Origin of the sequence: Fibrobacter sp. UWEL (genome assembly GCF_900142535.1) — a bacterium.
Classification (GTDB): domain Bacteria; phylum Fibrobacterota; class Fibrobacteria; order Fibrobacterales; family Fibrobacteraceae; genus Fibrobacter.
The window spans coordinates 150305-172558 of sequence record NZ_FRBE01000006.1; the positions used below are offsets into that span (position 1 = coordinate 150305).

16 protein-coding genes are annotated in these 22254 nt (G+C 50.6%); 4 read left to right on the forward strand and 12 right to left on the reverse strand.

The window, feature by feature from the left end:
- The first annotated feature begins 26 nt into the window (after positions 1–26).
- A complete protein-coding gene (locus BUB59_RS05890) occupies positions 27–278 on the forward strand; it encodes a hypothetical protein (RefSeq protein WP_143160254.1) in 252 nt (83 codons plus the stop codon).
- A 72-nt stretch (positions 279–350) separates the two neighbouring features.
- Here the strand turns inward: BUB59_RS05890 and BUB59_RS05895 are convergent, their stop codons facing one another.
- The 6 genes from BUB59_RS05895 to BUB59_RS05920 are packed head-to-tail and all read right to left on the reverse strand — an operon-like array spanning position 351 to position 9708.
- Complete coding sequence (locus BUB59_RS05895; RefSeq protein ID WP_073227003.1) at positions 351–1406, reverse strand: glycoside hydrolase family 18 protein; 1056 nt, start codon at positions 1404–1406, stop codon at positions 351–353.
- Positions 1407–1420: 14 nt separating this feature from the next.
- A complete protein-coding gene (locus tag BUB59_RS05900) occupies positions 1421–2062 on the reverse strand; it encodes a hypothetical protein (RefSeq protein ID WP_073226936.1) in 642 nt (213 codons plus the stop codon).
- An 11-nt stretch (positions 2063–2073) separates the two neighbouring features.
- Positions 2074–4167, reverse strand: a complete 2094-nt coding sequence (locus BUB59_RS05905) for a hypothetical protein (protein WP_073226939.1) — start codon at positions 4165–4167, stop codon at positions 2074–2076.
- 15 nt (positions 4168–4182) lie between these two features.
- The gene (locus tag BUB59_RS05910; RefSeq protein WP_234979967.1) at positions 4183–6405 is read right to left on the reverse strand and encodes a hypothetical protein; all 2223 of its coding nucleotides are present in this window, start codon (positions 6403–6405) and stop codon (positions 4183–4185) included.
- A gap of 18 nt (positions 6406–6423) precedes the next feature.
- Positions 6424–8955, reverse strand: a complete 2532-nt coding sequence (locus tag BUB59_RS15475) for a hypothetical protein (protein ID WP_200778800.1) — start codon at positions 8953–8955, stop codon at positions 6424–6426.
- A gap of 15 nt (positions 8956–8970) precedes the next feature.
- The gene (locus BUB59_RS05920) at positions 8971–9708 is read right to left on the reverse strand and encodes a carbohydrate binding domain-containing protein (RefSeq protein ID WP_073226948.1); all 738 of its coding nucleotides are present in this window, start codon (positions 9706–9708) and stop codon (positions 8971–8973) included.
- Between the two features lie 265 nt (positions 9709–9973).
- Between BUB59_RS05920 and BUB59_RS05925 the strand changes: the two genes are divergently transcribed.
- Positions 9974–11272, forward strand: a complete 1299-nt coding sequence (locus tag BUB59_RS05925; protein ID WP_073226951.1) for a glycoside hydrolase family 5 protein — start codon at positions 9974–9976, stop codon at positions 11270–11272.
- A 411-nt stretch (positions 11273–11683) separates the two neighbouring features.
- Here the strand turns inward: BUB59_RS05925 and lpxA are convergent, their stop codons facing one another.
- Complete coding sequence (gene lpxA, locus BUB59_RS05930; protein WP_073226954.1) at positions 11684–12451, reverse strand: acyl-ACP--UDP-N-acetylglucosamine O-acyltransferase; 768 nt, start codon at positions 12449–12451, stop codon at positions 11684–11686.
- A gap of 104 nt (positions 12452–12555) precedes the next feature.
- Here lpxA and BUB59_RS05935 point away from each other — a divergent pair, with 104 nt between their 5' ends.
- A complete protein-coding gene (locus BUB59_RS05935; protein WP_073226957.1) occupies positions 12556–13659 on the forward strand; it encodes a glycosyltransferase in 1104 nt (367 codons plus the stop codon).
- Positions 13660–13776: 117 nt separating this feature from the next.
- Here the strand turns inward: BUB59_RS05935 and BUB59_RS05940 are convergent, their stop codons facing one another.
- From BUB59_RS05940 to BUB59_RS05955, 4 genes are read right to left on the reverse strand one after another with little or no spacing between them, the layout of a single operon-like run.
- Complete coding sequence (locus BUB59_RS05940) at positions 13777–15090, reverse strand: CCA tRNA nucleotidyltransferase (RefSeq protein ID WP_073226962.1); 1314 nt, start codon at positions 15088–15090, stop codon at positions 13777–13779.
- Positions 15091–15098: 8 nt separating this feature from the next.
- Positions 15099–15473 (reverse strand): hypothetical protein, encoded by a 375-nt coding sequence (locus BUB59_RS05945; RefSeq protein ID WP_073226965.1) that lies wholly within the window; start codon positions 15471–15473, stop codon positions 15099–15101.
- Positions 15474–15481: 8 nt separating this feature from the next.
- Positions 15482–17662 carry a hypothetical protein gene (locus tag BUB59_RS05950; RefSeq protein ID WP_143160255.1) on the reverse strand — a complete coding sequence of 727 codons (2181 nt, stop codon included), beginning with the start codon at positions 17660–17662 and terminating at the stop codon, positions 15482–15484.
- A gap of 19 nt (positions 17663–17681) precedes the next feature.
- A complete protein-coding gene (locus BUB59_RS05955; RefSeq protein ID WP_073226971.1) occupies positions 17682–18290 on the reverse strand; it encodes a sigma-70 family RNA polymerase sigma factor in 609 nt (202 codons plus the stop codon).
- Between the two features lie 142 nt (positions 18291–18432).
- On the opposite strand from BUB59_RS05955, the gene BUB59_RS05960 reads away from it, so the two are divergent.
- The gene (locus BUB59_RS05960; protein ID WP_234979968.1) at positions 18433–20304 is read left to right on the forward strand and encodes a protein-disulfide reductase DsbD family protein; all 1872 of its coding nucleotides are present in this window, start codon (positions 18433–18435) and stop codon (positions 20302–20304) included.
- A 61-nt stretch (positions 20305–20365) separates the two neighbouring features.
- Here BUB59_RS05960 and BUB59_RS05965 read toward each other — a convergent pair.
- Positions 20366–22254 (reverse strand): hypothetical protein (locus tag BUB59_RS05965; RefSeq protein ID WP_234979969.1); only part of this gene is annotated, 1889 nt, incomplete at its 5' end.

A 22254-nucleotide genomic window follows, 5' to 3' on the forward strand; every position in this document is an offset into this window, starting at 1 on the left:
ATATTCATAGGAAACGACCCATCGACGTGACTCCCGTTAAAATTGCAAAAGTCAAGGGTGTTTCCATGACGTTGACCAAGAGCACCCCCTGCAATAAAGCCGACATCTACGGTCAATTCCTCGGCAAAAGCACTGGAGGAGTCCGCGTGGACGACCTACGTAACATTCTTATTGAAGACCTCGCCAGTAGTTCTGTAATGGTAGAAGGCAAGGCCAATCACAATTGCAAGATATATGCCTTAGCTGTGCAATACGATGTAGGAAGTTCAAATCAATAAACCAAATTTTGTATAAAGCAAAGAAGGCCGCGCATCAAGCGCGGCCTTCTTTAATAACCGGTTTTACTCAGATTACTTCTTCTTGGGCTTGAAATCTACACCGGGGCGCAGTTCCAGACCGAGGGTAACCAGGAGGGAGACGATGGGTTCGTGATGATCCTGGGAGAGGTCGTAAACGGCCACACCAGCCATACCGTCGTTCTTCACCTGCTGAGCAACAGCCTTCACAGAAGGAATGCCCATGAACACGATGGTTTCATCCTTGCTTACAGCAACTTCGGACTGAGAAGCCTCATCGAAAGTCACCTTGTAGTCCGGAGCGTCAAACTTGCCCATCAGTTCTGCATAGGAGACGTAACCTTCGTTACCGCTACCTACACCCTGATGAGAAGTGCCAAGGCCCTGAGCACCAGCAAAAGTCTTACCATACATGAAGATGATGGGAACCAGCTTGTCGCTCTGAATGCCGGCGCCAGAAACCTGATCCAGGGTGGACTTCACATAGCTTGCGCTCTGGTTAGGAACCACTTCGGAGCTTTCTTCAGTCATCTGGTCGGCCATGAACACGTCCACATAGGCAGTACGGTTCAGAGCTTCGGTATCATAAGCGTCCATACCAGCAGACGGGTAAACCACAGCGGTAACGATGGAACCGGAAAGGCCATCCACCAGAGCGTTCACCATCTTGCCGTAAGCTTCCTTATCTTCGGAAGTAACGTTCTGCCAGTCAAGTTCGATGCCGTCGCCACCGTTTTCAGAAATCCAGCTACTTACGTTAGAAACGAAGGAAGAGAGGGTTTCATCAGAGGAAGCAATAGCCTTCAAATTGCCTTCGGCTTCCATGCCACCAACGGAAACAATCAGCTTCACGTTGTTATCCTTGGACATCTGGGCCAGAGTCTTGAAGTTTTCGGCGTCATTTTCGTCAGCGAAGGCCAGGGAGCCGTCTTCTGCCGGAAGGAGACCCACGTAGTGGATATCGGTCACGGTATTATAACGGATGTCCTTCGGATAGAACTGAGAATACTGGCTCCAGTAAGGATAGAAGCCAACAACCTTGTCAGAGGCTGCCTGGGACATAGCCACGCAGGCGACAACGATAGTAGATGCAAGAAATTTGAGATTCATATTCATCCTACCTTTTATTCTTCACCTTCAGCCGGAGTGGGAACCGGAGCAGCGATAACCGGGCATTCATCAGAAGCGACGCAGTCGATGCAATAAGTTACACCAGCTCTGCTGCAATACAGATGATTCTCGAAGTTTGTGGGGAACAGAGCGCCTTCCATGTCGGTAGACTGGCAGTCACCCTTAACAATGGCGCCTTCACCTTCGGCACATGCGCGATAGGGACGACCTTCACGACGACCATAGGAGACAAACTGCATTCCAATTGCGGTGGAGTCCAGCTGCAAAGTAGCAAACAGTTCCAATTCGTTGGCAACGCCATACACATTGAAGGACTTCACATACTTGGTCTTGGAAGCATCGGTAGCATCCCAAGAAGCTGCGGTAAAGCCAGCATAGTTCAGAGCCACATCGCCCATGATAGCTTCAAAAGCAGTTTCATCAGCAGCATCGGAAGCCAAACCAGACTTGGTGTTCAGAATGGTGACCTGATCCTTAATCTGCATAGCGCGAAGATCCGGATTAACAGTCAAGTAGGCTGCTACAGACCAATCCGCCGGGAAGTTTTCCTCTTCCGGATTAGAAACTTCCAGAGAGGAACATGCCATAAATGCCAGGGCAGAGGCAGAAATTAAAAGAGAAATCTTATTCTTCATTTTAAACCTCACTAGAAATTAACAGATACTTCTGCAGTAACAAGGGACTTGTCTACAGAGAAATTAGCTGCAGCAGCACCGCCGATGAGATAATCCACACTGTTGTTCAGCATGCCGTAACGTACGGTGAGATAAGATTCGGGAGCGATGCGGATACGAGGACCAGCAAGGATCAACATTTCGTCAACCTTGGTCACCAGAGAGGAACCAACCTGGAGACCAAATGCATCGAACTTCTTAGTCAGCATCTGGAAACCAGCCTGGAGAGCCACAGGGCCCCAGATGTCAGCATTGAAACCAGCAACGATGCGCTGAGAAGAACGCTGCAGCCAAGCATCTTCGGAAGCCTTTTCAAAGGATCCCTGAATCTTGATGTCACGACCGAGGGACGGAATCAAGAGGCCAAGATCAATACCAACGCCAGCACCGATAGTGGTGTAGGTGTTTTCGGCAGCATCCTGCTTAATCTGAGAGAAGCGAACATTCAGAGAGATTGCTTCGTTCCAGTCAGCATCCAGAGAAACGGCGAAGCCCTTACGATCCGGAGTAGCAAGGCCATAAGGCAAAGCCAGGTTCACGGAAGGATCCATCAGGAGCTGAGCTTCAGCAGCTTCCAGCTTCTTCATGGAGTTGGCATCGTAACCGTTACGATAGAAGTGAGACAGCTTGAAGTTGTTGTACAGGCGGTTGTACATGTTGACGGATTCGGAATAATTCGTGGTCAACACGTTTGCTTCGCCGGAAGTCATCAAGTTGGTTGCATTCAGGATGTTGGTGTTGTAGACTGCGAAGTACAGGTTTTCCAAGTTGCCAGAAGCAAAGCTAGAAACCAGTGCGTCATCTACATTGCTGTAAAGAGCATTGGAGTTCAACACCACAGAATTGCTGGTGTAAGCCGGAGAAGAAGCCAGATCAGACCAGAACTTTTCATCGTTCTGCATGTACATGGCATTCACCTTGAAGTTGATACCAGAAACGGAACCTTCAACGTAAGGCTGCACATTGAAAGCAACACCATCGTCTTCCATGTAGTCAACAGTCATCAGATCATTGTTCTTCTTTGCATAAGAAGACACATAGACCACAGTACTACCGTCAACCGGATTGGTGGCTTCCTTAATAGCACGTTCTTCGGTGTAACCTACGACATAGTATTCGCGATCAACATCCCACCAAGACATGGCGAATTCACCATTCAAGCCGAAGTTAACCGGCAGGCTCGGCAAAAGCTTCTTGGAATCGAAGGACAACTGAGCGGAAAGAACGGAGTTGTCATCGTAAATCAAGGTGTCATTAAGACCAATGTCACGAGAACGAGTGCTCAAGCGACGGTCGAAGATGTTCACGAAGTTAACACCAGCAGTGAGGCCCATCAGTTCTGCACCAGCGCGGAGGCCGTAAGCATAGCGATCGGACCAGTCAAAGTCGAAGAAGACCTGATCGTTCTTCTTGGCGGTGTTACGCATACGAGTACCAGTAGCCTGAGCGTAGATGTTATCTACAGGACCAACATTACCGCTGTTGTAAGCAACATTCAAGCCCTGCATCAGGCGACGGGATGTGGTGTCCAGGTTGCGATCAGCAAGAGCATCCACACGCTTCTGAGCGAAGATTTCCGGTTCCTGAAGGATTTCTACCTGGGGGGTATTGATGGTGAGCGGGGTGTAACCCACACGCATATAACCCAAGTTGAAGTCAACATGCTTGTTCAGGATGTTGCCATCGTAAGAGAACCAGTGACCCACTGCCGGGTTGTTATTTTCTTCGTAAGCGCTCTGCCAATCCTTGTGGAGGCGGAGCTGAACATTAATGCGAGTTTCAGAACTAGGCTGAGCGAGGAACTTCAAGTTCACGTCGGTGTAAGCCTGGTTTTCCTGAGTTGCAGAATTAGCAGCAAACTGATCGGAAGTTGCCATGGAGGTAAAAGCACCAGCCTTGGCGGTACCGCTGAGGCGAAGACCGAGAATCGACTGATTCAGGGAGTCAAGCTTCTGCAGAAGAGAGGACTGCTTTTCGACAATTGCACCGTCTTCGGCAGCAAAGGCAGCTGCAGCAGACATCAGCGCGGTAGTCAGAATGATAGAGGTCTTTTTAGTATTCTTCATTTTTCATTCCTCCCATTAAAATTCCACGTTAATGGAGGCTTCTACGATAGTTTGAGTAAACTCACTGGTAAACTCAGCCAGAGTCTCGTCTGCATAGACCGGCAGGTTCACTGCATCGCCACCCAATGCGGTGCTAACTGCCGTATTGTAGGTGTTTTCTACAGAGACCATACCGAAGTTCAGAGAAAGCCATACGTTCTTGTCCAGAGAGTAGTCGAGACCGACCATCCACTGCATCTGCTTACCCGTAACCATCGGAGCGGTGGTTGCGATGGAAGCGAACTGAGCGGCGCTGTACATCTGCTGGAGATCGTTCATTTCCATATTGACCATCTGGAAACCAGCGGTGAAGCCCAGGCGAGGCATGTACTGAACATAGAGACCTGCGTTAATGAAGTCGGTCTTCATTTCAGCAGAACCACCTGCAGAAGCATCCATGGAACGTTCGGTATGACGGTAAGAACCGGAGATTTCCAGCGGCTTGCTGAATCCCAGAGCCTTGAACACGTCAACCTTCAGGCCGCCACCAAAGTCGGTGTAGTTTACTGCACTGAGGCCAGCCAGAGGACTAGTCTGAGAGAACATGCCGAAGAGGCCCTGAGCTTCCAACCAGTCACCGAGACCGAAGGTCACGTTAGCACGGAGACCCTGACGGTTTGCAGTTGCAAGACCATTGGGGAGTACCATCTGGATTGCCGGATCAGCCATAGCGGCAAGCAGGTTGAGCTGAGCCTGGCTGTAAACAGTAGAGCTGTAGGAATTCTTGCTATAGGGAGCGAAGTCATAGCTTTCCAGGTGTTCCTTGAAGCCGTTATCGTCGGTCTTCATGGAAGCAGTCACAGGAGAGAACTTCGGAGCGAAATTATAGAGAGCATCGAAGGTAGTGTAAAGCGGAGAGTTAATGCCATACTTTACAGTGTTACCATCGTAGTCAGAGTTCAGAACGCGCTGAGCAAAGAACTTGGGAGACTGAGCCAGGTTATTGAACCAGGCGCTGTCATTGAACACCAGGTCACCGGAAACCTTCAGCTTCCAGGAACCGCCCGTGTAGCCCACGTTCACGTTTGCATTGAAACCAAGACCGCTTTCACCTTCCTTTTCAGGATCGTTGATTGCGACGTAGGATTCAACTTCGCCATCTTCGTTCAGCATGGGAACAGTGGTGATTCCATCATTGGAGGACAATGCCATTTCAGCAGTTGCGTCCAAGATCAAGCTGGAGTTGCCCATCATGCCAGCCACATCAGCACCGAAGCGACCACCCAACACCAGAGTCTTCTGGAGGGACAGATCGTAAGGGTTGATTGCTTCTTCGCGGTAGTAACCGGTTTCAACAATGGTATTACCTTCTTCATCTTCCAGAGATGCAGTCGGGTCATTGTTGGGATGACGGTAAGTAACAGTCTTGGAATCTTCGTTGTCAAAGATATACATAGCGGTTGCACCGACGTATGCATTTCTCTTCAGCGGGAAGAGTTCGAAGTTACCAGCAAGAACGAACTTGTCGGTGTTAGAAGCTTGAGTAGCACCAGCAATTGTATTGTTGGGAAGGATATTGCCTTCAGCACCGGAGAAGTCCAGAGGCTGAGCGCGGTTCACGCGGGCAAACATACCTTCTACACGAACTTCACCGAAAACGTCATTCAGACCGTGACGGAACTGGACGTTAGCACCCTGCAGGTTGCGCTGATTGCCTTCAAGCAACTGCTGCTTTTCGGCCATGTGACGCTGACGAGCAAAAACGGTGGGTTCGTAAAGAACTTCGACATCGGGGTTGAACAAGGTCAGCGGAGAATACTGCTGACGGAAGTCACCCACGGTCCAGTAGAAGCTATTGCCAATCTGGCCTTCGACATTCAACCAAGGCACTTCGATAATCTTTGCAGCTGCAGCGAAGTAATCCTGCATACCTGCATAGAAGCGAAGCATTGCGTTTGCACGAACAGATTCCCAGGGACGGAAACCGAAGTTGAAGTCCGCATTGACGAACTCATTACGTTCTGCATCCGGCTTGGTATTCTTACCATACGGATCCTGATCGGTATTAACGAAAGAAGCCTGAGCGATGCCGCGAATGGCACCGGTTACTTCCAAGCCACGATGTGCATTGGCGGAATCAACCTTGCTTTCCAGCAAAGCCTGGTTGGAAGCCACGGATGCAGCAGCCACACCAGAAGTCAGCGCAATGGCACCTAATGTTCTAGTAATCATCTTTGAAGCACTTTTATTGATTTTCATACTGTTATCGCGCCTCCGTTAGAACCAAACTTTAGTTTCAGCGGTGATGTAATGGCCAGTCCAGTCATTGGCGGACAGAACTTCGTCAGAGTGGGTAGCCCACTTGTAACGGAAGTGAAGACCTGCACGATCGGCAAAGTCCCAATCGAAGCCAAGACCAATTGCGGTTTCCACAATGTTGATGGGAGCCTTTTCATAGTAGCCAGTAGAAACAACACCATAGTGAGTTGCCTTGTCGGAATTCGGCTTGGCAATCTGGTTATCCAAATTGGTATTCACATAACCGTATTCAGAACGGAAGGTTTCCAGACCCAGGACACCCACAAGATGGAAGGACGGAGTAATTGCAATGGCCGGTTCAAACTGACCGTAGAAGCTCCACATAAGCATGTCGCTCTGGGCTTCGCTGTAAGCGATAGGAGCGATAGTGGTGGAAACACCGGAAATAGCAGCATAACCGCTCATCACGATGTTACGATCGGTGCCGAACCAGTGACCGATATCGTAGCCACCAGCAACAGACAGGTAGGTAGACCACTTTGCGTGAGTCGGAACGGTGGAATCAGCAATCTGCTGAGCATTTTCGTATGCAGCGAAGGTTTCCCACATTTCCCAGGTACCACCACGGAGACCACCCTGCTGGCGGTTCAACTTGAGGCCAGTACCAGGAGCCTGTACACCTGCACGTTCCACATAACCATTTGCACGAGAACCTGCGTTACCAGAGTCTGCCCAGAACAGCGGCTTATGCTTGGTCCAGGAGTTGGTGGATTCCCAAAGGTTACGACCATTCAGACGGTAGTTGAAGTTGATTACGTCCATGCCTTCTTCAACCTGACGATGCAAACCGTACTGCAGGTCCAAGTGACCGCGAGTGAATTCCGGTTCCACCTTCAAGTTCAAACCAGCCATATTCGGAGTGTAACGCATAGAACCGGAGTTCAGAGCGAATTCATCCTTACGCCAGTTAACGAAACGAGAGGGGTTAGACATAGAATACGGAGAGTAGAAGTCCTTCTGGAGGAAGATGGCTTCCAAAGTCATGGGCCAGCCTTCCAGGTACTTGCTCTGAGCCTTCACGTAAACACCCACAGCAGGAGTGCTCATGGAAGTTTCGTAAGAATTCTTTTCGTACTTGCTGGTGTTTGCAGCACCTTCAGCCTTATAGTATTCCTGATCCTGAGTCATGCTCACAGCCACATCAGTCATCAAGTAAAGCTTAGGAGTGATGTTACCCTTGAAGTCGATAGAAGCAACGTGGTTGTTGGAGATGGTCGGATCAACGCTGTACTTGTTGTAAGAACTGAAGAATTCCGGTTCATAGACCAGAGCGTTGTCGAAAATGACACCCATGTAGTTCACACCAACAGTCAGGTTGTCGGCAATCTTGTTCTTTGCCAGACGACCATGATAGATGGAACCGCGGAAATCATAATCACCAGACATTTCCAATTCGCCGGGCTGACCACCGTACATACGGAGACCGTCACGGGTACCGATGTCAGCATCAGCAGGCTGGGAAACCATAGCCTGAGCGGTCAAGTCCCAAGGCAACTGATAAATGCTAGCAAAGACGCCACCGAAGGAGCGGTTGGTCCAGAATGCACGGCCACCTTCCTTAACGGGCTTAAAGACCTTTTCCTTATAGTAGGTACTTACAGTCTTTTCGTCTTCGAACAATTCGTACTGCCATGCGAAACGGGGATTGGTTTCACGTTCCCACATGGTAAGGGGAGAAGAGTTTGCCCAGATAACGCCACCAGCGGTAACGTATGCACCGAACACACCGGCACGGATATCCACACCGAAGTTCATTTCTTCATCGATGGTAGTGGAGTAGTAGTCCGTAGAGTGGTCGTACAGAGCGTGTTCGTTATAGGTCTTAACGCCAGTCGGCTGAGAACCCAGCTTGTTCGTGAACAGACCAGACAGATCGAACGGCATGGTAATGTTCGTCCACAAGGTCATGTAAGAGTTGGGCATAGCCACGATGTTTGCCTTGAAAACTGCGTCCACGGAAGTACGAGCCTGGTCAGCAGCAAGCAGAGCAGGAGCATCGGGATAGTGGAAGTTCTTCAGGCGGAAGGCCATAAAACCAGACACGGCAAGAGGAGCGTCATCCTTACCCATAAGGGTGGATTCCATGTTTTCTGCCAGGTTGTCCAGGTTATTTTCAATAGTTTCCAGCTGCTTTTCAGCACCAAGAGTCTTGGGAGCGTCAAGAACTGCGGCGGGCACAGCTGCGGGAGCGGTGCTTGCCATTTCCTTCTTAGGAGCTTCGACCTCGGGAGCCAGTGCGACATCGGAGGGAACTTCTTCAACAGCCGGTTCTTCAGCAGCCGGTTCCTCGGCAGGAGCTTCTTCTGCAGCGGCTTCTTCGACTGCCGGTGCCGGTTCTTCCTCAGCTACAGCTTCTTCTGCAGGGGCTTCTTCAGCGGAAGCTTCGGTAGCAACTTCGCTATCGTAGCTGTTATCGCTGTAATCATCCTCTTGAGCAAGGGCTAGAGAGGAGCAGAGCAGGGTTGTTGCAATAAAAGGTAATTTGCGCATATAATCCTAGTCCTCTTAAATCTCGTTGCGGAACGGATAGTAGGCCGGGCCTTCGTAAGCCTTGCCATGCTTCTTGATCACAATATCGTCGATCCAAACCTTGAAGGATTCGTTTTCGTCCTTACGGACTTCAAGACGGAAACCCTTGAAGTTAGACCATGCGAAGGGGAGCATCACTTCACGAGTATTCTTGGCATCCCAGTACACACCGGTCTTGCCGAAGAGCTTCAGAGGAATGCTGAAATGCTTCCATTCAGTAGTAATTTCGCCAAGGCTCTTGGAACGGAGCTTCACCTGCATGGATTCACCACCAGTCTTCACACCGTCGTCCACAAGCACAAACAGGGCATTTTCGCCACCCTGGGCACCCTTGATCCAGAATTCAACAACACCGTCTTCGTAGTACGGTTCCAGGTCCACAGAACCTGCAATACAGATTGCCACACCGGAATAATCGCTAGCAATAAGTTCGATTTCCATGGAAAGAGCGCCTTCCATAGCGAACTTATCGGTGAGGATCGGTTCCGGGTTTTCACGGGGATACTGGTAAACGTATCCACCACCACGAGGGATGGCTTCACGCATAACGACGCTTACCACGTCCTTATCCGGGCGGAATTGCTTAGCTTCCTTAGTTTTGAAGCGGGAAGCATCTCGATCCCTAAAGTCGCTAAAGCTCGCCAAGGAGAAAGATGCAAGGAGGAGGGTGCCAACAGCACACGTCCTGATGATGTTCTGCAAATGTGATTTCATAGGGTACAAAATCTCCAAATTCAATTGAGGTACAATATAACTTGTTTTTTTCCTATTGTTTTTTGTAGTTTGGGTAAATTGGTTCCATTTGTAACCACCACAAAAAGCCTTCCCCCCTTCAGTTTAGAAACCGACAACACAAAAGCCTCTTTTTTAGGCTTTTTCGCTTCGTTTACCTACGTAACCGAAGTATTTTATATGTTTGTGCTTATTTCATAGAATAAGTGTAAATTTCTATTTGTAAACCTTTTTTAGCGAGTTCACTATGAAGATTTCGAAGATTTTGGCAGCATTGTCTGCATCCTTCATTCTCTGCAGTTGCACCTCCGATGGTGGCGGACTGACGAAGGCTGATAACTCAGGCTCCGGAACCACAGGCGGGGCAACCACCCATGCAAAGGTGGACTACTCCTTGGGCCGTGCTATGAATATGCGTTTGGGCAAGGGCATTAACCTGGGAAACGCCTGGGATTCCCATGCTTATAACAGTTGCGGCACCTTGAGAGAGGATGATGCTCTGGAATACGTAAACTTGAGTGGTGAATCCAAGTCCATTACACTGACATCTTCCGACCAGATGTTCTTTGGAAACATTCCTGCTAGTCGCTACAATTCCGACTGCGCCGACAGACTGGACCGTGGCTGGAACAACCCCATTGACAATAATTACTTCGCACTGGTCAAGGCAGCAGGTTTCAATTCCATCCGTCTGCCGGTCCGCTGGCAGCATAATTCCGACCCCATCACCCATAAGGTGAACCCGGAACGTTTGGCTGGCGTCCTAGAAGACGTTGGACTCGCCGTGAATGCGGGCCTGGCCGTTGTGGTCAGTTTCCACTGGTACTACGAAATCATGTTCGCAGCAAACCACGCAAAGACCCATCCGGACCTTTACGAATCTGAATTGTTCCATTTCATCAGCATCTGGACCGAAGTGGCAACCGCCTTGAACGTTTTCCCCGATGACATGATCGTATTCGACATCCTGAACGAACCCACCATGACTTCTGTAGAAAAACTGAATGAAGTCATGACCGCCGGCTATACCGCAATCCGCGCAGCCGCCCCGGGTAAGACTATCATGTTTGAATCCAAGGCATCCGCCAAGTTCGCAGAACTTTCTTCCCTGACACTTCCTCAGGATGGCAACATCATTTATAGCGGTCACTATTATGAACCCTATGGCTTTACCCATCAGGGCCACAGCTACGCATGTAAGGGTGACGCAGCCTACTCCATGACAGCGGCAGCCGACCTGAAGACCTACGTCGCTTCCGCAAAATCGCTTTATCCTGACGTTGTCAGCGGCTACTCCGTCCCCATGAACATGGGCGAATTCGGCGTGTCCGGCGGACCAAACGCAAATAAGAGTTCCTGCAAGAGTGGCGAAACTCCCCCTACTAACGCAGCAAAAGCCAGATGGACACAGGGCGTGGTCGCCGCAGCAGAAGCCTTGGGTATCTCCTGGCACTACTGGGGTCTTGCAGGCGTAGGCGGCTTCGAAGCCTACGACAAGAACTCCGGCCAATGGTACGAAGGCTTCCCCACCGCATTCGGGTTATAATAATGCAAGGGGGTACCACACGTCCACAAAGTGGATAATTCTCACTAAGGGCTAAAGCCCTAAGTGTTCATTTACCTTGGAACCCCCGTCGCATTGCTACGGCTTCACAAGTGCAAAGCACTTGCTTGCCCTGCTCGTTGAGGGGCACTAAAGTGCCTCCTCAAACCTGTAAGTAGAAGACCTGCTGAAAAACAGCAGGCCTTTTTTGACATCCTTTGAGGAGGTGCTTTAGGGGGCAGAGCCCCCATGCATCTCCATACGTTATCCAGAGGGCTACCAGGGTTATACATCTCTATGTTAAGGGTGTCTGAGGGACCGCAGGCCCTCAGTTGAAAAGACAAGGTAAAACAAGTGCAGAGCACTTGTGAACCCGCAGTATTTTCAACCAGGGGTTTTAGGGGGCGGAGCCACCTAAGGCCTAATTAAACTTCCGCCCCAGTGTTCGTCAAAGAATTCCTTGAAGAGTTCTTCCTGACTGTTCTTCAGTTCTTCAACCACGTCAGCCATAGGGCGTTTGCCGCGGTACAATTCCCGATAAGCACGTTCCAGATTCTGGATTCGTTCCTGCGGAAATTCCTCGGGATGGAGGCGAAGGGCGTGAAGGTTCAATGCGCCATAGCGGATAGGCGTTCCAAAAGCCTTCGTGCAGGGGGGCACATCCTTATCCACTTTGTAGGTGCCACCCACGAAGGCGTAGGCGCCCACCTGATTGCGCTGCTGGATTGCGGTCACCCCACCGATGGTAGCGAACTTCCCGATGCGAACGTGACCGCCTAGCTGACAGCCGTTGGCGATCACTACCCCGTCGGCAATCTGACAGTCATGCCCGACGTGAGAGTAAGCCATAATCAAAACCTTGTCGCCCACACGGGTACAGCCGCCCCCTTGAACCGTCCCGCGATTTAGGGTGCAGTATTCTCGAATAGTGCAGTTCTCACCCACTTCCAGACGGGTGGGCTCCCCATTATATTTGAGATCCTGCGGAGGAGCCCCTAGTACGGCACCGTCAAATACATGCGTATAGGACCCGACGCGTACATGCCCATAAATGTGTACTCGGCTTTCCAGGACGACACCTTCCCCGATTTCGGAACCTTCGTCCACCAGGCACCAGGGGCCAATCACTGCGGATTCGGGGATTTTAACGGAAGGGTGTACAAATGCGGAGGGGTGAATCATGGGAATGAGTTATGAGTTACGAGTTATGAATTATGAGTGCGCACGTTAAATTAGCAATTTTTCAAAAGACGATTTTTGGGGTTTTTCCTAAATTTTCAAATACCATGGGTAGCATTATTATCGGATGTCTTACAGCGATTTACGTGCTGTTGTTCCTATTCTTCGTAATAGGACTTTTGAAGACGCACCGCTATAAAGGAGTGAAGGCCACTCCCTCCGTGACGGTGGTGGTTCCCATGCGTAACGAAGAGGAATTTGCCCAGCGCACTTTGGAAGCGCTAGCAATCCAGGATTACGTGGGAGAATGGGAAGTCATTTGCGTAGACGACCGCTCCACAGATTCCACCAAGGAAATCCTGGAAAAGTTCGCCACTACTCACCCGAAATTCCGAGTTCTTTCTCTGGACCCGAGCCTCCCCCAGATTGCAAGCCCCAAGAAGCGCGCTCTGGAAAGCGCTTTCAAGATTGCCAAGTACGAAGTGCTCCTGACCATGGATGCCGACTGCATTCCCCGCAAGAGCTGGATTACCGCCATGGCGGGCCGCTTCACCGATGGCATCTGCATCGTGCAGGGTCCCAAGCAGAATAACGGCACCCGCACCATGCCTCACCTGTTCCAGAAGCTGGAAACCTTGGGCTACACCGCCATGGAAGCGGCAGGTTTCAGCTGGGGACACCCCATTGTGGCAAGCGCCGCCTGTTTGGCATACAAGAAGGACTTGTTCTTTGAAGTAGGCGGTTTCGGCGACCTGATCAACTTGAGCAGCGGCGATGACGACATGCTGATTCACAAGATGATGAAGATCCCGGGAACCAAAGTCTGCTACAATCTGGATAAGGACGCCGTCATTGAGACCGCCCCTGTTCACACCTGGAAGCAGCTGTTCAACCAGCGCGCCCGCTGGAGCAGTAACGGCACCAGCTACGAAAGCAAGCCCTACATTCTGATGCTGACATTGATTTACACCTACTACATCTGGATGTTTGTAAGTCCCTGGTGTGTGGCGCTCTTTGATTGCCCCTGGCAGTGGTGTGCGTTCAGTATTCTACCCAAGTTCATCATCGACTTTATCTTCCTGGGCATTGCCTCATGGAAGCTTCACAGCAAGAAGAAAATGCTTGCGTTCATTCCTACGGAACTGATTCAAATTCCCATGATTGTGTTCTGCGTACCCGCAGGAATCACCGGCGCATTTAGATGGAAATAAATTTTTGAGGAGGCGCTTTAGCGCCCCTCAACGAGCAAGGCAAGGAAAGCAAGTGCAAAGCACTTGTGAAGCCGCAGCATTGCGACGGGGGGTCCAGGGGGGCAGAGCCCCCTTGCGTCATTGTAATTTCAGGCGAGCCCAGGAGATAGCAGCGTCGGCGTCTTGAATTTCGCCGTCTAGCTGGAGTTCAAAACTTTTCTTGATGAGTTCGCCCATTTCCTTGCCGGGCTTGACGCCAAGATCCATCAGCATCTTGCCGGTGAGATAGGCTGCGGGAGCCTTCTCGTAAACGCCAAGTTCTGTGGCGCGCTGCTTGAAGGAAGCGGCATAAGTCTGGCGGGCTTCTGCGGGGTACATGGGATTGCTCTGCAGGAAGGCGATATACAGGCGGAGTCCGGAAAGTTCCACAGACAGGCGGCGGATTTCCGCATCCGTGGGAAGAGTTGCCTGAGGTTCATACTTGAAAACGTTGGCCAACAGGAGGGGCACGCCACGAGTAAGCTTAATCTCGTTGGTAATGCGGGCCAGGAATTTCAGGACGTCATTAGGATTGCCGGCCAGGAGACCTGCAAACATGAGGACCATACGGTCCTCGTCGTTCAGGCCTTCTACCGCGGAGAGATTGTCCAGAAGTTCACCCAGGGCGTCCCAAGACACGTCGGACGCAAGGTTTGCCGCGGCGGAACCTGCGGCAGCCAACGGACGAATTTCAGGGAAGTATTCATCTAGCTTGATGTCCAGGAAGGCCTTTAGCCCGAGGGAAGGTTTTCCCGGCTTCAGGAGCCACTTCTTGAATTCCTCGAACAGGCGTTCGATGGACAGATCATCCAGAGAAAGAGTGCGGCACATCTCTACAGTTTCGGGAGCAAGACTGAGCTTGAAACGGCTGGCGAATTGCACCCCGCGAAGGATACGTAGGGAGTCTTCGGCGAAAGCGGGACCTACATGACGGAGGAGTCCCGCCTTCAGGGCCTCTACCCCATTGTACGGGTCACAGAGGGTCAAGTCCGGAAGTTCCATCCCCATGGCGTTGATGGTAAAATCTCGACGGAGGGCGGCTTCACGGAAGGTCAATTTTGCGTCGGTATGAACCACAAAACCGCGATGGCCGTAGCCCACTTTACTTTCCGTACGGGGGAAGGAAAAGTCCAGAGACAATCCCTTCATGGCCAGATGGATGACACCGAATGCTTTACCAACCAGATTGCAGCGACCATACTTAGAGAGGATTGCCACTAGGGCGTCCTGCTCCATGTCGTATACTTCGATGTCGTAGTCCCGACAGTTTCCGCCCAACATGGCGTCACGGACCCAGCCGCCCACCAGATAGGCGCGGCCGCCGGCCTCACGAATTTCACCTGCAATTTTTAAAAGGCGGCCGGGAAGATCCGGCTCGAAACTTCTACCGTCAAGAGTCTGTACCTGAGCCATAACAATCCTTACTGGAATTCGCCAGCTTCAGCGGGCTCGTCCACCTTGTTGTCGTAGCGGTCGCGAATGCTTACAGTTTCTTGTTCGGAACTGTCTTGCAGGGCCTTGGAGACAGAAACATCCTGACTTCTAGACTTTGACGTATCTGCGGCAAAGCGATCGTAAATACTTTGACGGCTCTGAGCGTCTGCGCCCTTCTTCTGAGCTTCTTCTTCGCGACAGACACGAAGTTCTTCCTCGATATAGGCGCGCTGATCCGGAGAGTAAGTCTGTGTATTCAGACGATATTCAATTTCTTCACACACAAGACCCTGGCGTTCCCCGGCGCAAGAGGTAAACAGAGCCACCAGCAGAACAAAAAATAACCAAACTAGCTTATCCATAGGACTCCTTAATGGATGATAATGAACTTACCCTTCTTGGCCTTGGAAGAGGTCTTTACCACGTAGTAGTAAACACCCGGAGCCACCAGTCGTCCATCCTTACCACAGCCGTCCCAGGTCACACGGCCGCCCACAATTTCGCTTCCGGAGAAGGAACGAATCAAGGAACCACCGCGATTGTAGATGCTGATGACAGCGCTTTCGTCCACGTAATCAATGATGAAATTCTTATGAACCTTGGGACGGAAAGGAATGGGATAAGCAAGCACGGCCTTTGCGGAATCCGTCATGAACTTGGACGCGTCGCGGGCTTCCATCTGCTGCAGGGAACTGACGCCCATTTCGTGGGAGAACCAGACTCTACCCAGGACAGAGTCCACGGAAATATCACTGACACGATTGCACAGCAAGCCTTCGCGAGCGGTGTAGTTCACCGCCTTCAAGGTATCAGGAGACTTGCCCAGGAGAGATACCATATAGGCACCCTGGTCCGCAGTTCCCACCCAAAGGTTGCCGTGAGGATCGCGGTCAATGGAAGTAAATTCAGCACCGCTCACGCCCTTTACGGAGGAAGGAGTAAGCAAGGTGTCGCGTTCTTCGTCATAATACACAAGGCTCGATGCAGTCACCATCCAGAGGCGTTTCTGGACGGGTTCATAAACCATATCGATAGGTGCCGTAATGCTGGAGTTCGTCACAGACTTAATGCTAATTTGGGAGAGTTCCCCACCATTGGACTTAGGAGAGGGGAACGTAATAATATCCAAGCCACCCATAGAAGAAAGTCCTTCTTCACCGCGGGTTGCCGCATACACCACCCACTGACCATCTTCGTTAATGAAGGAATGGAAAGGAGCTGCATTGAAGGTGCCTCCAATATGGTTGGCGCAAGTCACGTTTCCGTTCTTATCAAAATAGGCTAGGCTATAACCGCCGAAAGATCCAGCAATGGTAATGAAGCCGGAATTATCCGGAGCGGGAATGACAGAGAGGGAAATCACATAGGAAGACTTACCATTGTAGGAATCCAGGCACAAGCCACGGGCCTGACTCATGTCGTAATCCCAGCGGGTACCCCAGTTGGAATATCCATAATAGGCGATACCCCAGACATGGAACAGAACATGGCCATCGGGCAGATAGCTAAAGTTCTTCAGACGGGAGCCAAAGCCCGTAGATCCGCTACCGATGCCCATGGAAATCGGCTCGCTGGTCCAGCTATGGCCATCATAGAAACTGAACTCGCCCTGGGTGGATACAGCGAAAGCACCGCCTGCAGGGAAGGCTTCCACTTCGTAGGAATCGGACAGCGGGAAGAAATTATTCTCCACCATATCCTTAACTTCAGTGCCATCATAGAAGAAAAGAGCCTGGGGACCAATCAGGTAGTAGCCAGCCTCTGTGGAAACCACCTGCTTGACCTTACTGCGGTCATATTCCCGTTCCACATTGCCCTTGTCATCAAAGACATAAATATGTTCCATCAGGGAAGAATCGTCCAGAGTTTTTCCGTCCACCACGACCTTCGTAGAATCCCAAGGTTCCAGTCCCTTCACAATGCGTTCGTCAGGAATTTTCTTCCAGCTATCAGGATCCACCAGATTAATATCGGAATCCATGTGGTCCCAATCCATACGGCGAGCATAAATGCCCTTGTCCAGCTGGACGAACAGGGTATCGCCATCGGCAAGGACGCGATTCACCTTGTTGATTGCCAGGGACTGGTCGCAAATGCGGTTAATGGTCAAGACGGAGTAGGACAAGGGTGCATTGAAGAACGCCAGACGGTCCTCAAAACCGATGGTCATAATATCCTTACCCATGGTAGCGGCACCCGGCACCACATCGCGCTTGTTCGCCGCGTAGGAGCGATTCACCACGCGCCAGCTCAAGGCGTTTCCATTCATCACGGAAACAAGTCCTTCGCGGGACACGGCGAAGTAGCCCTTGTCGGAAGAGGCAATGGCATAAATTTCCGAAGATTCCAGACCATGTTCAGAATGGTACACATAGTCATTGGTCGGATTACGAAAACGGACACCGCCGCCGGTTGCCATCATCAGGCCGTCCCCTCCAAAGGGAACAGCATTGTAGATGGGCAGCGGATTAGAAAAATTTTCCCACTTTTCAGCGCCAAAGGCAACTGACAACATGAGACCCGAAAGCAATGTAAGGAGTTTTAACTTCACTCCCTAAAATTACGAAATTTCACGGATGCAAATGGGACGGATTTTCCAAAACAGACACAGGTATATCGGGATTTTCAAGATCCAGCAGCCTGGAACTCCTGCCATTGCGCAATTTTACCAGCGCCGCATTGCGTCGTTTCCACAAAATGCATCGTGGCATGCCAAAATCACGGGACATGGAAGAAAGAGTCACCCCGGCAATGAATGTTCCCTCCACCACAATCCTCTCCGCTGGATTCAGCTCCTTCATGAACAAATTAACCAGGTCACAGACACGCTGTTTACGCTGATTTTCACGGAAGAATACGCCCGCGTGGTTGGGCACGGCACTATATTCCCCCGCCTCATCCATAAGGCTGGACATGGGAGTTTCCACGTAAATCCTACGCATTTGGTCACAGTAGGTATTGCGAACCACCCGTCGAAACCAACCTTCCAGAGGGGTTTCCAAATCCAGGCACTTGGCATTCCTGCAGAATTTCAGGGCAACGTCTTGAAAAAGATCCTTTGCGGCCTCTTCCGACTTTGTCTGAGAAGAACATTGTTTGTAAATTTTAGGGGCGTATTTTAGCCAGATATTTCCAATCCTATCGTTTGGTCCATCTGTAAAAATTCCTTGTTTAGGCATATAGTTAAACGAGAATTTTGACAGCAGGCTTTCAGTTGAGCATAAAATTATGAATTTATTTGAAAAAGTAAAGAGTTCTGAAAATTTTGCAACCAAGTGTTTGCATTCGCTCTATTGGTGCTCTTTTTTTACGTTACTGCCCTTGACAGCATTCGCACAGGAATTCAATATGAATTCCATGCCTCCTCCGGAAATGTCCATGGAGTATTCCGCAGGCGCCCTAAAGGCCGGATCCAAGCTGACCGTACAGATTACGGTTCCCGACAACTGGCACGTAAACGCCAATATTGCCGCCGACGAATTCCTGAAGCCCTCTTCCATTGACTTGTCCGCAAAGGGCATTACCTTCGGCGAACCCGTTTGGCCCGAAGCCATCAAGGAATATAGCGAAGCCCTGGACATGGAGAATCTCGTATTCCGAGGCAAGTTCCAGGTAGTCCTGCCCATCGATGGCGTGGAAGATGGTTACGACAGCTTGACCACCAAGGCCACCTTCCATTATCAAGCCTGTGACAATTCCATCTGCCTTGCTCCCGCGGAAAAAACCATCGGCTTAAATGGCAATGATTTTTTCGGGGACGGGAGTCGCGCACAAGACGCTGACGCGCAGGCTTCCGACGGCTCAGCAAATAAAAAGGAAACTTTCGCCATCCCGATGGATCCTTCTATTACTGGCGAGAACACTTCCGCTGAAACTCAAGATGTGAGCGCAGGCGCACCCTCGGAAGAGAACAACACTGAAAATACAACGAGAGAGAACAGCGCCGGCACATTGGCACTCCTGTTCTTTGCATTCGTAGGTGGTCTCATCCTCAATTTGATGCCCTGCGTACTGCCGGTCCTTTCGTTGAAACTCTTTAGCTTGATCAAGCAAGCGGGTGAAAGTCGCGGCCGCCTGATGGTTCTGGGAGCAAGTACTGCAGCAGGCATCCTGGCCAGTTTCTGGACTCTAGCAGCAGTCATTACCGCAGTGAAAATCGGCGGAGGCAATGCTGGCTGGGGAATGCAATTCCAGAGTCCCGGCTTTATCGCCTTTATGGTGGTGATTCTCTCCGCATTCGCCATGAGTTTCTTTGGCGTGTTTGAAGTGTGGCTCCCGTGGGGTGCTACCACCAAGATGGACGAAGCCGGACGCAAGTCAGGTATCGCCGGCGCCTTCTTTACAGGAGCGCTTCTCGTATTGCTGAGCACTCCCTGTTCCGCCCCCTTCCTGGGAACAGCCATGGGATTCGCCTTTACCGCAAGCGCCCCCGTACTGTTCCTGTTCTTTACGGCAGCGGCCTTGGGACTTGCCCTCCCCTACATTCTGGTCAGCGTATTCCCCGCAGTTCTGAAAGTTTTCCCGAAACCGGGCCCCTGGATGGTAAAGCTCCAGAAAGTCATGGGCATCCTGCTGCTGGCAACAGTCGCATGGCTCCTCTGGGTGGTAAACGAACAAGCAGGCAGCGCAGGCGTTGGTATTTTCGCCATCGTTGCAGCGGTGGCTATCGCCGGAAGTTTTATCATCGGGAAGATCGCCCCGCCGGGCGGTGTCTTCGGTAAGGAAGTGGCAGGCTTTGCAGGTTCCATCATCGTGCTTGCCGCCCTCTGGTTCGGAGTGTTGGCTCCCCGCTACGAAAATGTGGTAGACGAACGCTTTAACGCCCGCCTGTCGGAACAGATGACGGAAGACGGATGGTACCGCTACAGTCCCGCCTTGATTGAAGAATTCAAGGCCGCCGGACGTACCGTTTTCGTGGACGTTTCCGCTGACTGGTGCCTGACCTGCAAGGCCAATGAAGCGGCCATCCTGAACCGTGAGGAATTTACCCACGCCATGGACAGCCTAAAGGTAGCCCGCGTGAAGGCGGACTGGACCCGAGAAACACCCGAGGTGAACGCCCTCCTGAAGGGAATGGGCAAATCCGGAGTTCCCGCCTACGCCATTTATCCCGCTGGGGATGCAAGCCAGCAGATCGTGCTGCCGGAGCTGTTAACCACCAGCGGCATCGTGGAGAAGATCTCCGGAAAGTAGCCGATGCTGAGTTTATTCAGCATAACAGAAATGCCCGCGGATTTGATTCCGCGGGTTCTTTTTATTTGAATTTCACCACCTGATGATGGTGGCCAATTTTCACGATGTAGTAGCCAGCGTTTTCTAGAGAGACGCTAACATTAGAGCCAACACGTCCCTGCCTTAACACATTACCTGACAAGTCCATCACCGCATAAGTTTGTTTCTTCACGGCAAGTTTATCATCCACCATAATTTCAAACCTGAAGGGACCGGTCATGACAATATGGAAGCTGGGTTTTTCAGCATACTGGCCACTAATTCGCACCCAAGGTGACGGCAAACGAGTAGTGGAGTTATAGGCAGTGGGAGCATTCCAATTATAGTCCGTCAAATCGTTGGACGGACGAATACCAGCATAAGCATCCGCTTTGATATCTGCCTCGTCCAACCAAAAGACATCATTATAATCTCCGCTTAGGCGAACATAATCCCCCTCATGAGGAATCACGCCACTATTTCTGTAGTAAGCTCTAATTTGATTAGAGAGATTTTGAACATTTAGCGCAGCCACATCCGTCTTGAAACGCTGACTTTCACTTAAAGATTTTGCAGAATTCAAATAGAACGAGAAGCTATTCGCGAGTTCCTTCGGAACAACAACTGGTTCAGACATCGTCAATATCAACTGATTCTGAATTTCACTAACCTTAGTCACTCGAGCAGAAACTATCACCGGAGCCATACGATCAGTCAAATCACCAGCGAAGCTCTGGGTCACAGGCTTACCCTTGTCCATGAACTTTACCCAGGAGTAAACCTTGCCGGATCCGCCTGTCTTGGGAGTCTTGGAAAGCTTCAGGGCACCCACATCCAAGTGAGCAGTGCAATAGCCATCAGCATCAGGAGTGCCAACACAGCTCAGCTTATCGCCAGAAACGTAATCATTACAGTACATTTCCTTGTCGGTTTCCTTGTTGGAAATACCCAATTCGTAAGGATTCAGCTTTTCTGCAGAAGAAGAATCCCAGAGGAAACAGAGGAAGGATGGCAAAGAGTCCTTATGAAGAGGGCGATTATAGTAAACAGAAACAGAATCTCCAATGCCATCTAAATATTCCTGGTTCGCTCTGAAATAAGGCGAGGGAATATCCATTTCCGTTTCAGAAATCATCCCATGCACGTCAAAGACATCAGCCAAAATTGGATAGGGCACCGAAGGTTCGCGGAAGAAGATCGGGTTATAAACAGCCTTCACAGCACCGTTCATGGTAGCAATGACAGAGATGGTTGCAGGACCGCAGTCATCCTTCGGGTTAGACGGATCTGCAACGCAGCCTTCTGCATAATAACGATATTCCTTCAGAGAGCGAACAGGAACAACACCCTTACCGCCTTCCACAGCCAGATCTACACCAGCCTGAGGTTCAATCTTTGCGGAAGTTTCAGAACCCAGGCTCAATGCGAAGTTGCACTTTTCGCAGAGGTTACCATAGGGATCCAGAGCGTGTACATACAAGTCTGCGAAGCCTCCTACTAAAAATTCTTCGTATTCACCATTCTCATTTTTGGAAGCACCGGTGATGGACTGAGCCTTATAGAGAGAATCGGTGAAAGCGAGGCGAGGCAGGTAGAATTCAATAGTAGCCGGAGTACCACTAGAGCTAATGGTCTTGATGGTATAAGTCTTTGTTTCTGTTGCAGCAGCGAAATCCACCGTTGCATAGATGGTATCCACACCAGTTGAGCCAATGGTACGCGGGTTAGAAGGAAGAATCATTTCCAGTTCGCCCTTTTTATTCTTTACATACAGAGTCAGGCCATCAGCAGACAGAGTATAGCCCTCATTAACAGCGTCGTCCGGAGACAGGCTCAAGTCCTTGCCATCGTCAATCAAAGCAGTGACATAGAAGGGAACCAGTTCACCAGCCAGTTCGGACTCGGTATATTCAAACTTCATGCCCTTAATAG

Bases quoted from the DNA above. Each gene is read 5' to 3' on its own strand.
- BUB59_RS05895 (WP_073227003.1), bottom strand. From the start codon at position 1,406: ATGAATCTCAAATTTCTTGCATCTACTATCGTTGTCGCCTGCGTGGCT.
- BUB59_RS05900 (WP_073226936.1), bottom strand. From the start codon at position 2,062: ATGAAGAATAAGATTTCTCTTTTAATTTCTGCCTCTGCCCTGGCATTT.
- BUB59_RS05905 (WP_073226939.1), bottom strand. From the start codon at position 4,167: ATGAAGAATACTAAAAAGACCTCTATCATTCTGACTACCGCGCTGATG.
- BUB59_RS05910 (WP_234979967.1), bottom strand. From the start codon at position 6,405: ATGAAAATCAATAAAAGTGCTTCAAAGATGATTACTAGAACATTAGGT.
- BUB59_RS15475 (WP_200778800.1), bottom strand. From the start codon at position 8,955: ATGCGCAAATTACCTTTTATTGCAACAACCCTGCTCTGCTCCTCTCTA.
- BUB59_RS05920 (WP_073226948.1), bottom strand. From the start codon at position 9,708: ATGAAATCACATTTGCAGAACATCATCAGGACGTGTGCTGTTGGCACC.
- BUB59_RS05925 (WP_073226951.1), top strand. From the start codon at position 9,974: ATGAAGATTTCGAAGATTTTGGCAGCATTGTCTGCATCCTTCATTCTC.
- lpxA (WP_073226954.1), bottom strand. From the start codon at position 12,451: ATGATTCACCCCTCCGCATTTGTACACCCTTCCGTTAAAATCCCCGAA.
- BUB59_RS05935 (WP_073226957.1), top strand. From the start codon at position 12,556: ATGGGTAGCATTATTATCGGATGTCTTACAGCGATTTACGTGCTGTTG.
- BUB59_RS05940 (WP_073226962.1), bottom strand. From the start codon at position 15,090: ATGGCTCAGGTACAGACTCTTGACGGTAGAAGTTTCGAGCCGGATCTT.
- BUB59_RS05945 (WP_073226965.1), bottom strand. From the start codon at position 15,473: ATGGATAAGCTAGTTTGGTTATTTTTTGTTCTGCTGGTGGCTCTGTTT.
- BUB59_RS05955 (WP_073226971.1), bottom strand. From the start codon at position 18,290: ATGCCTAAACAAGGAATTTTTACAGATGGACCAAACGATAGGATTGGA.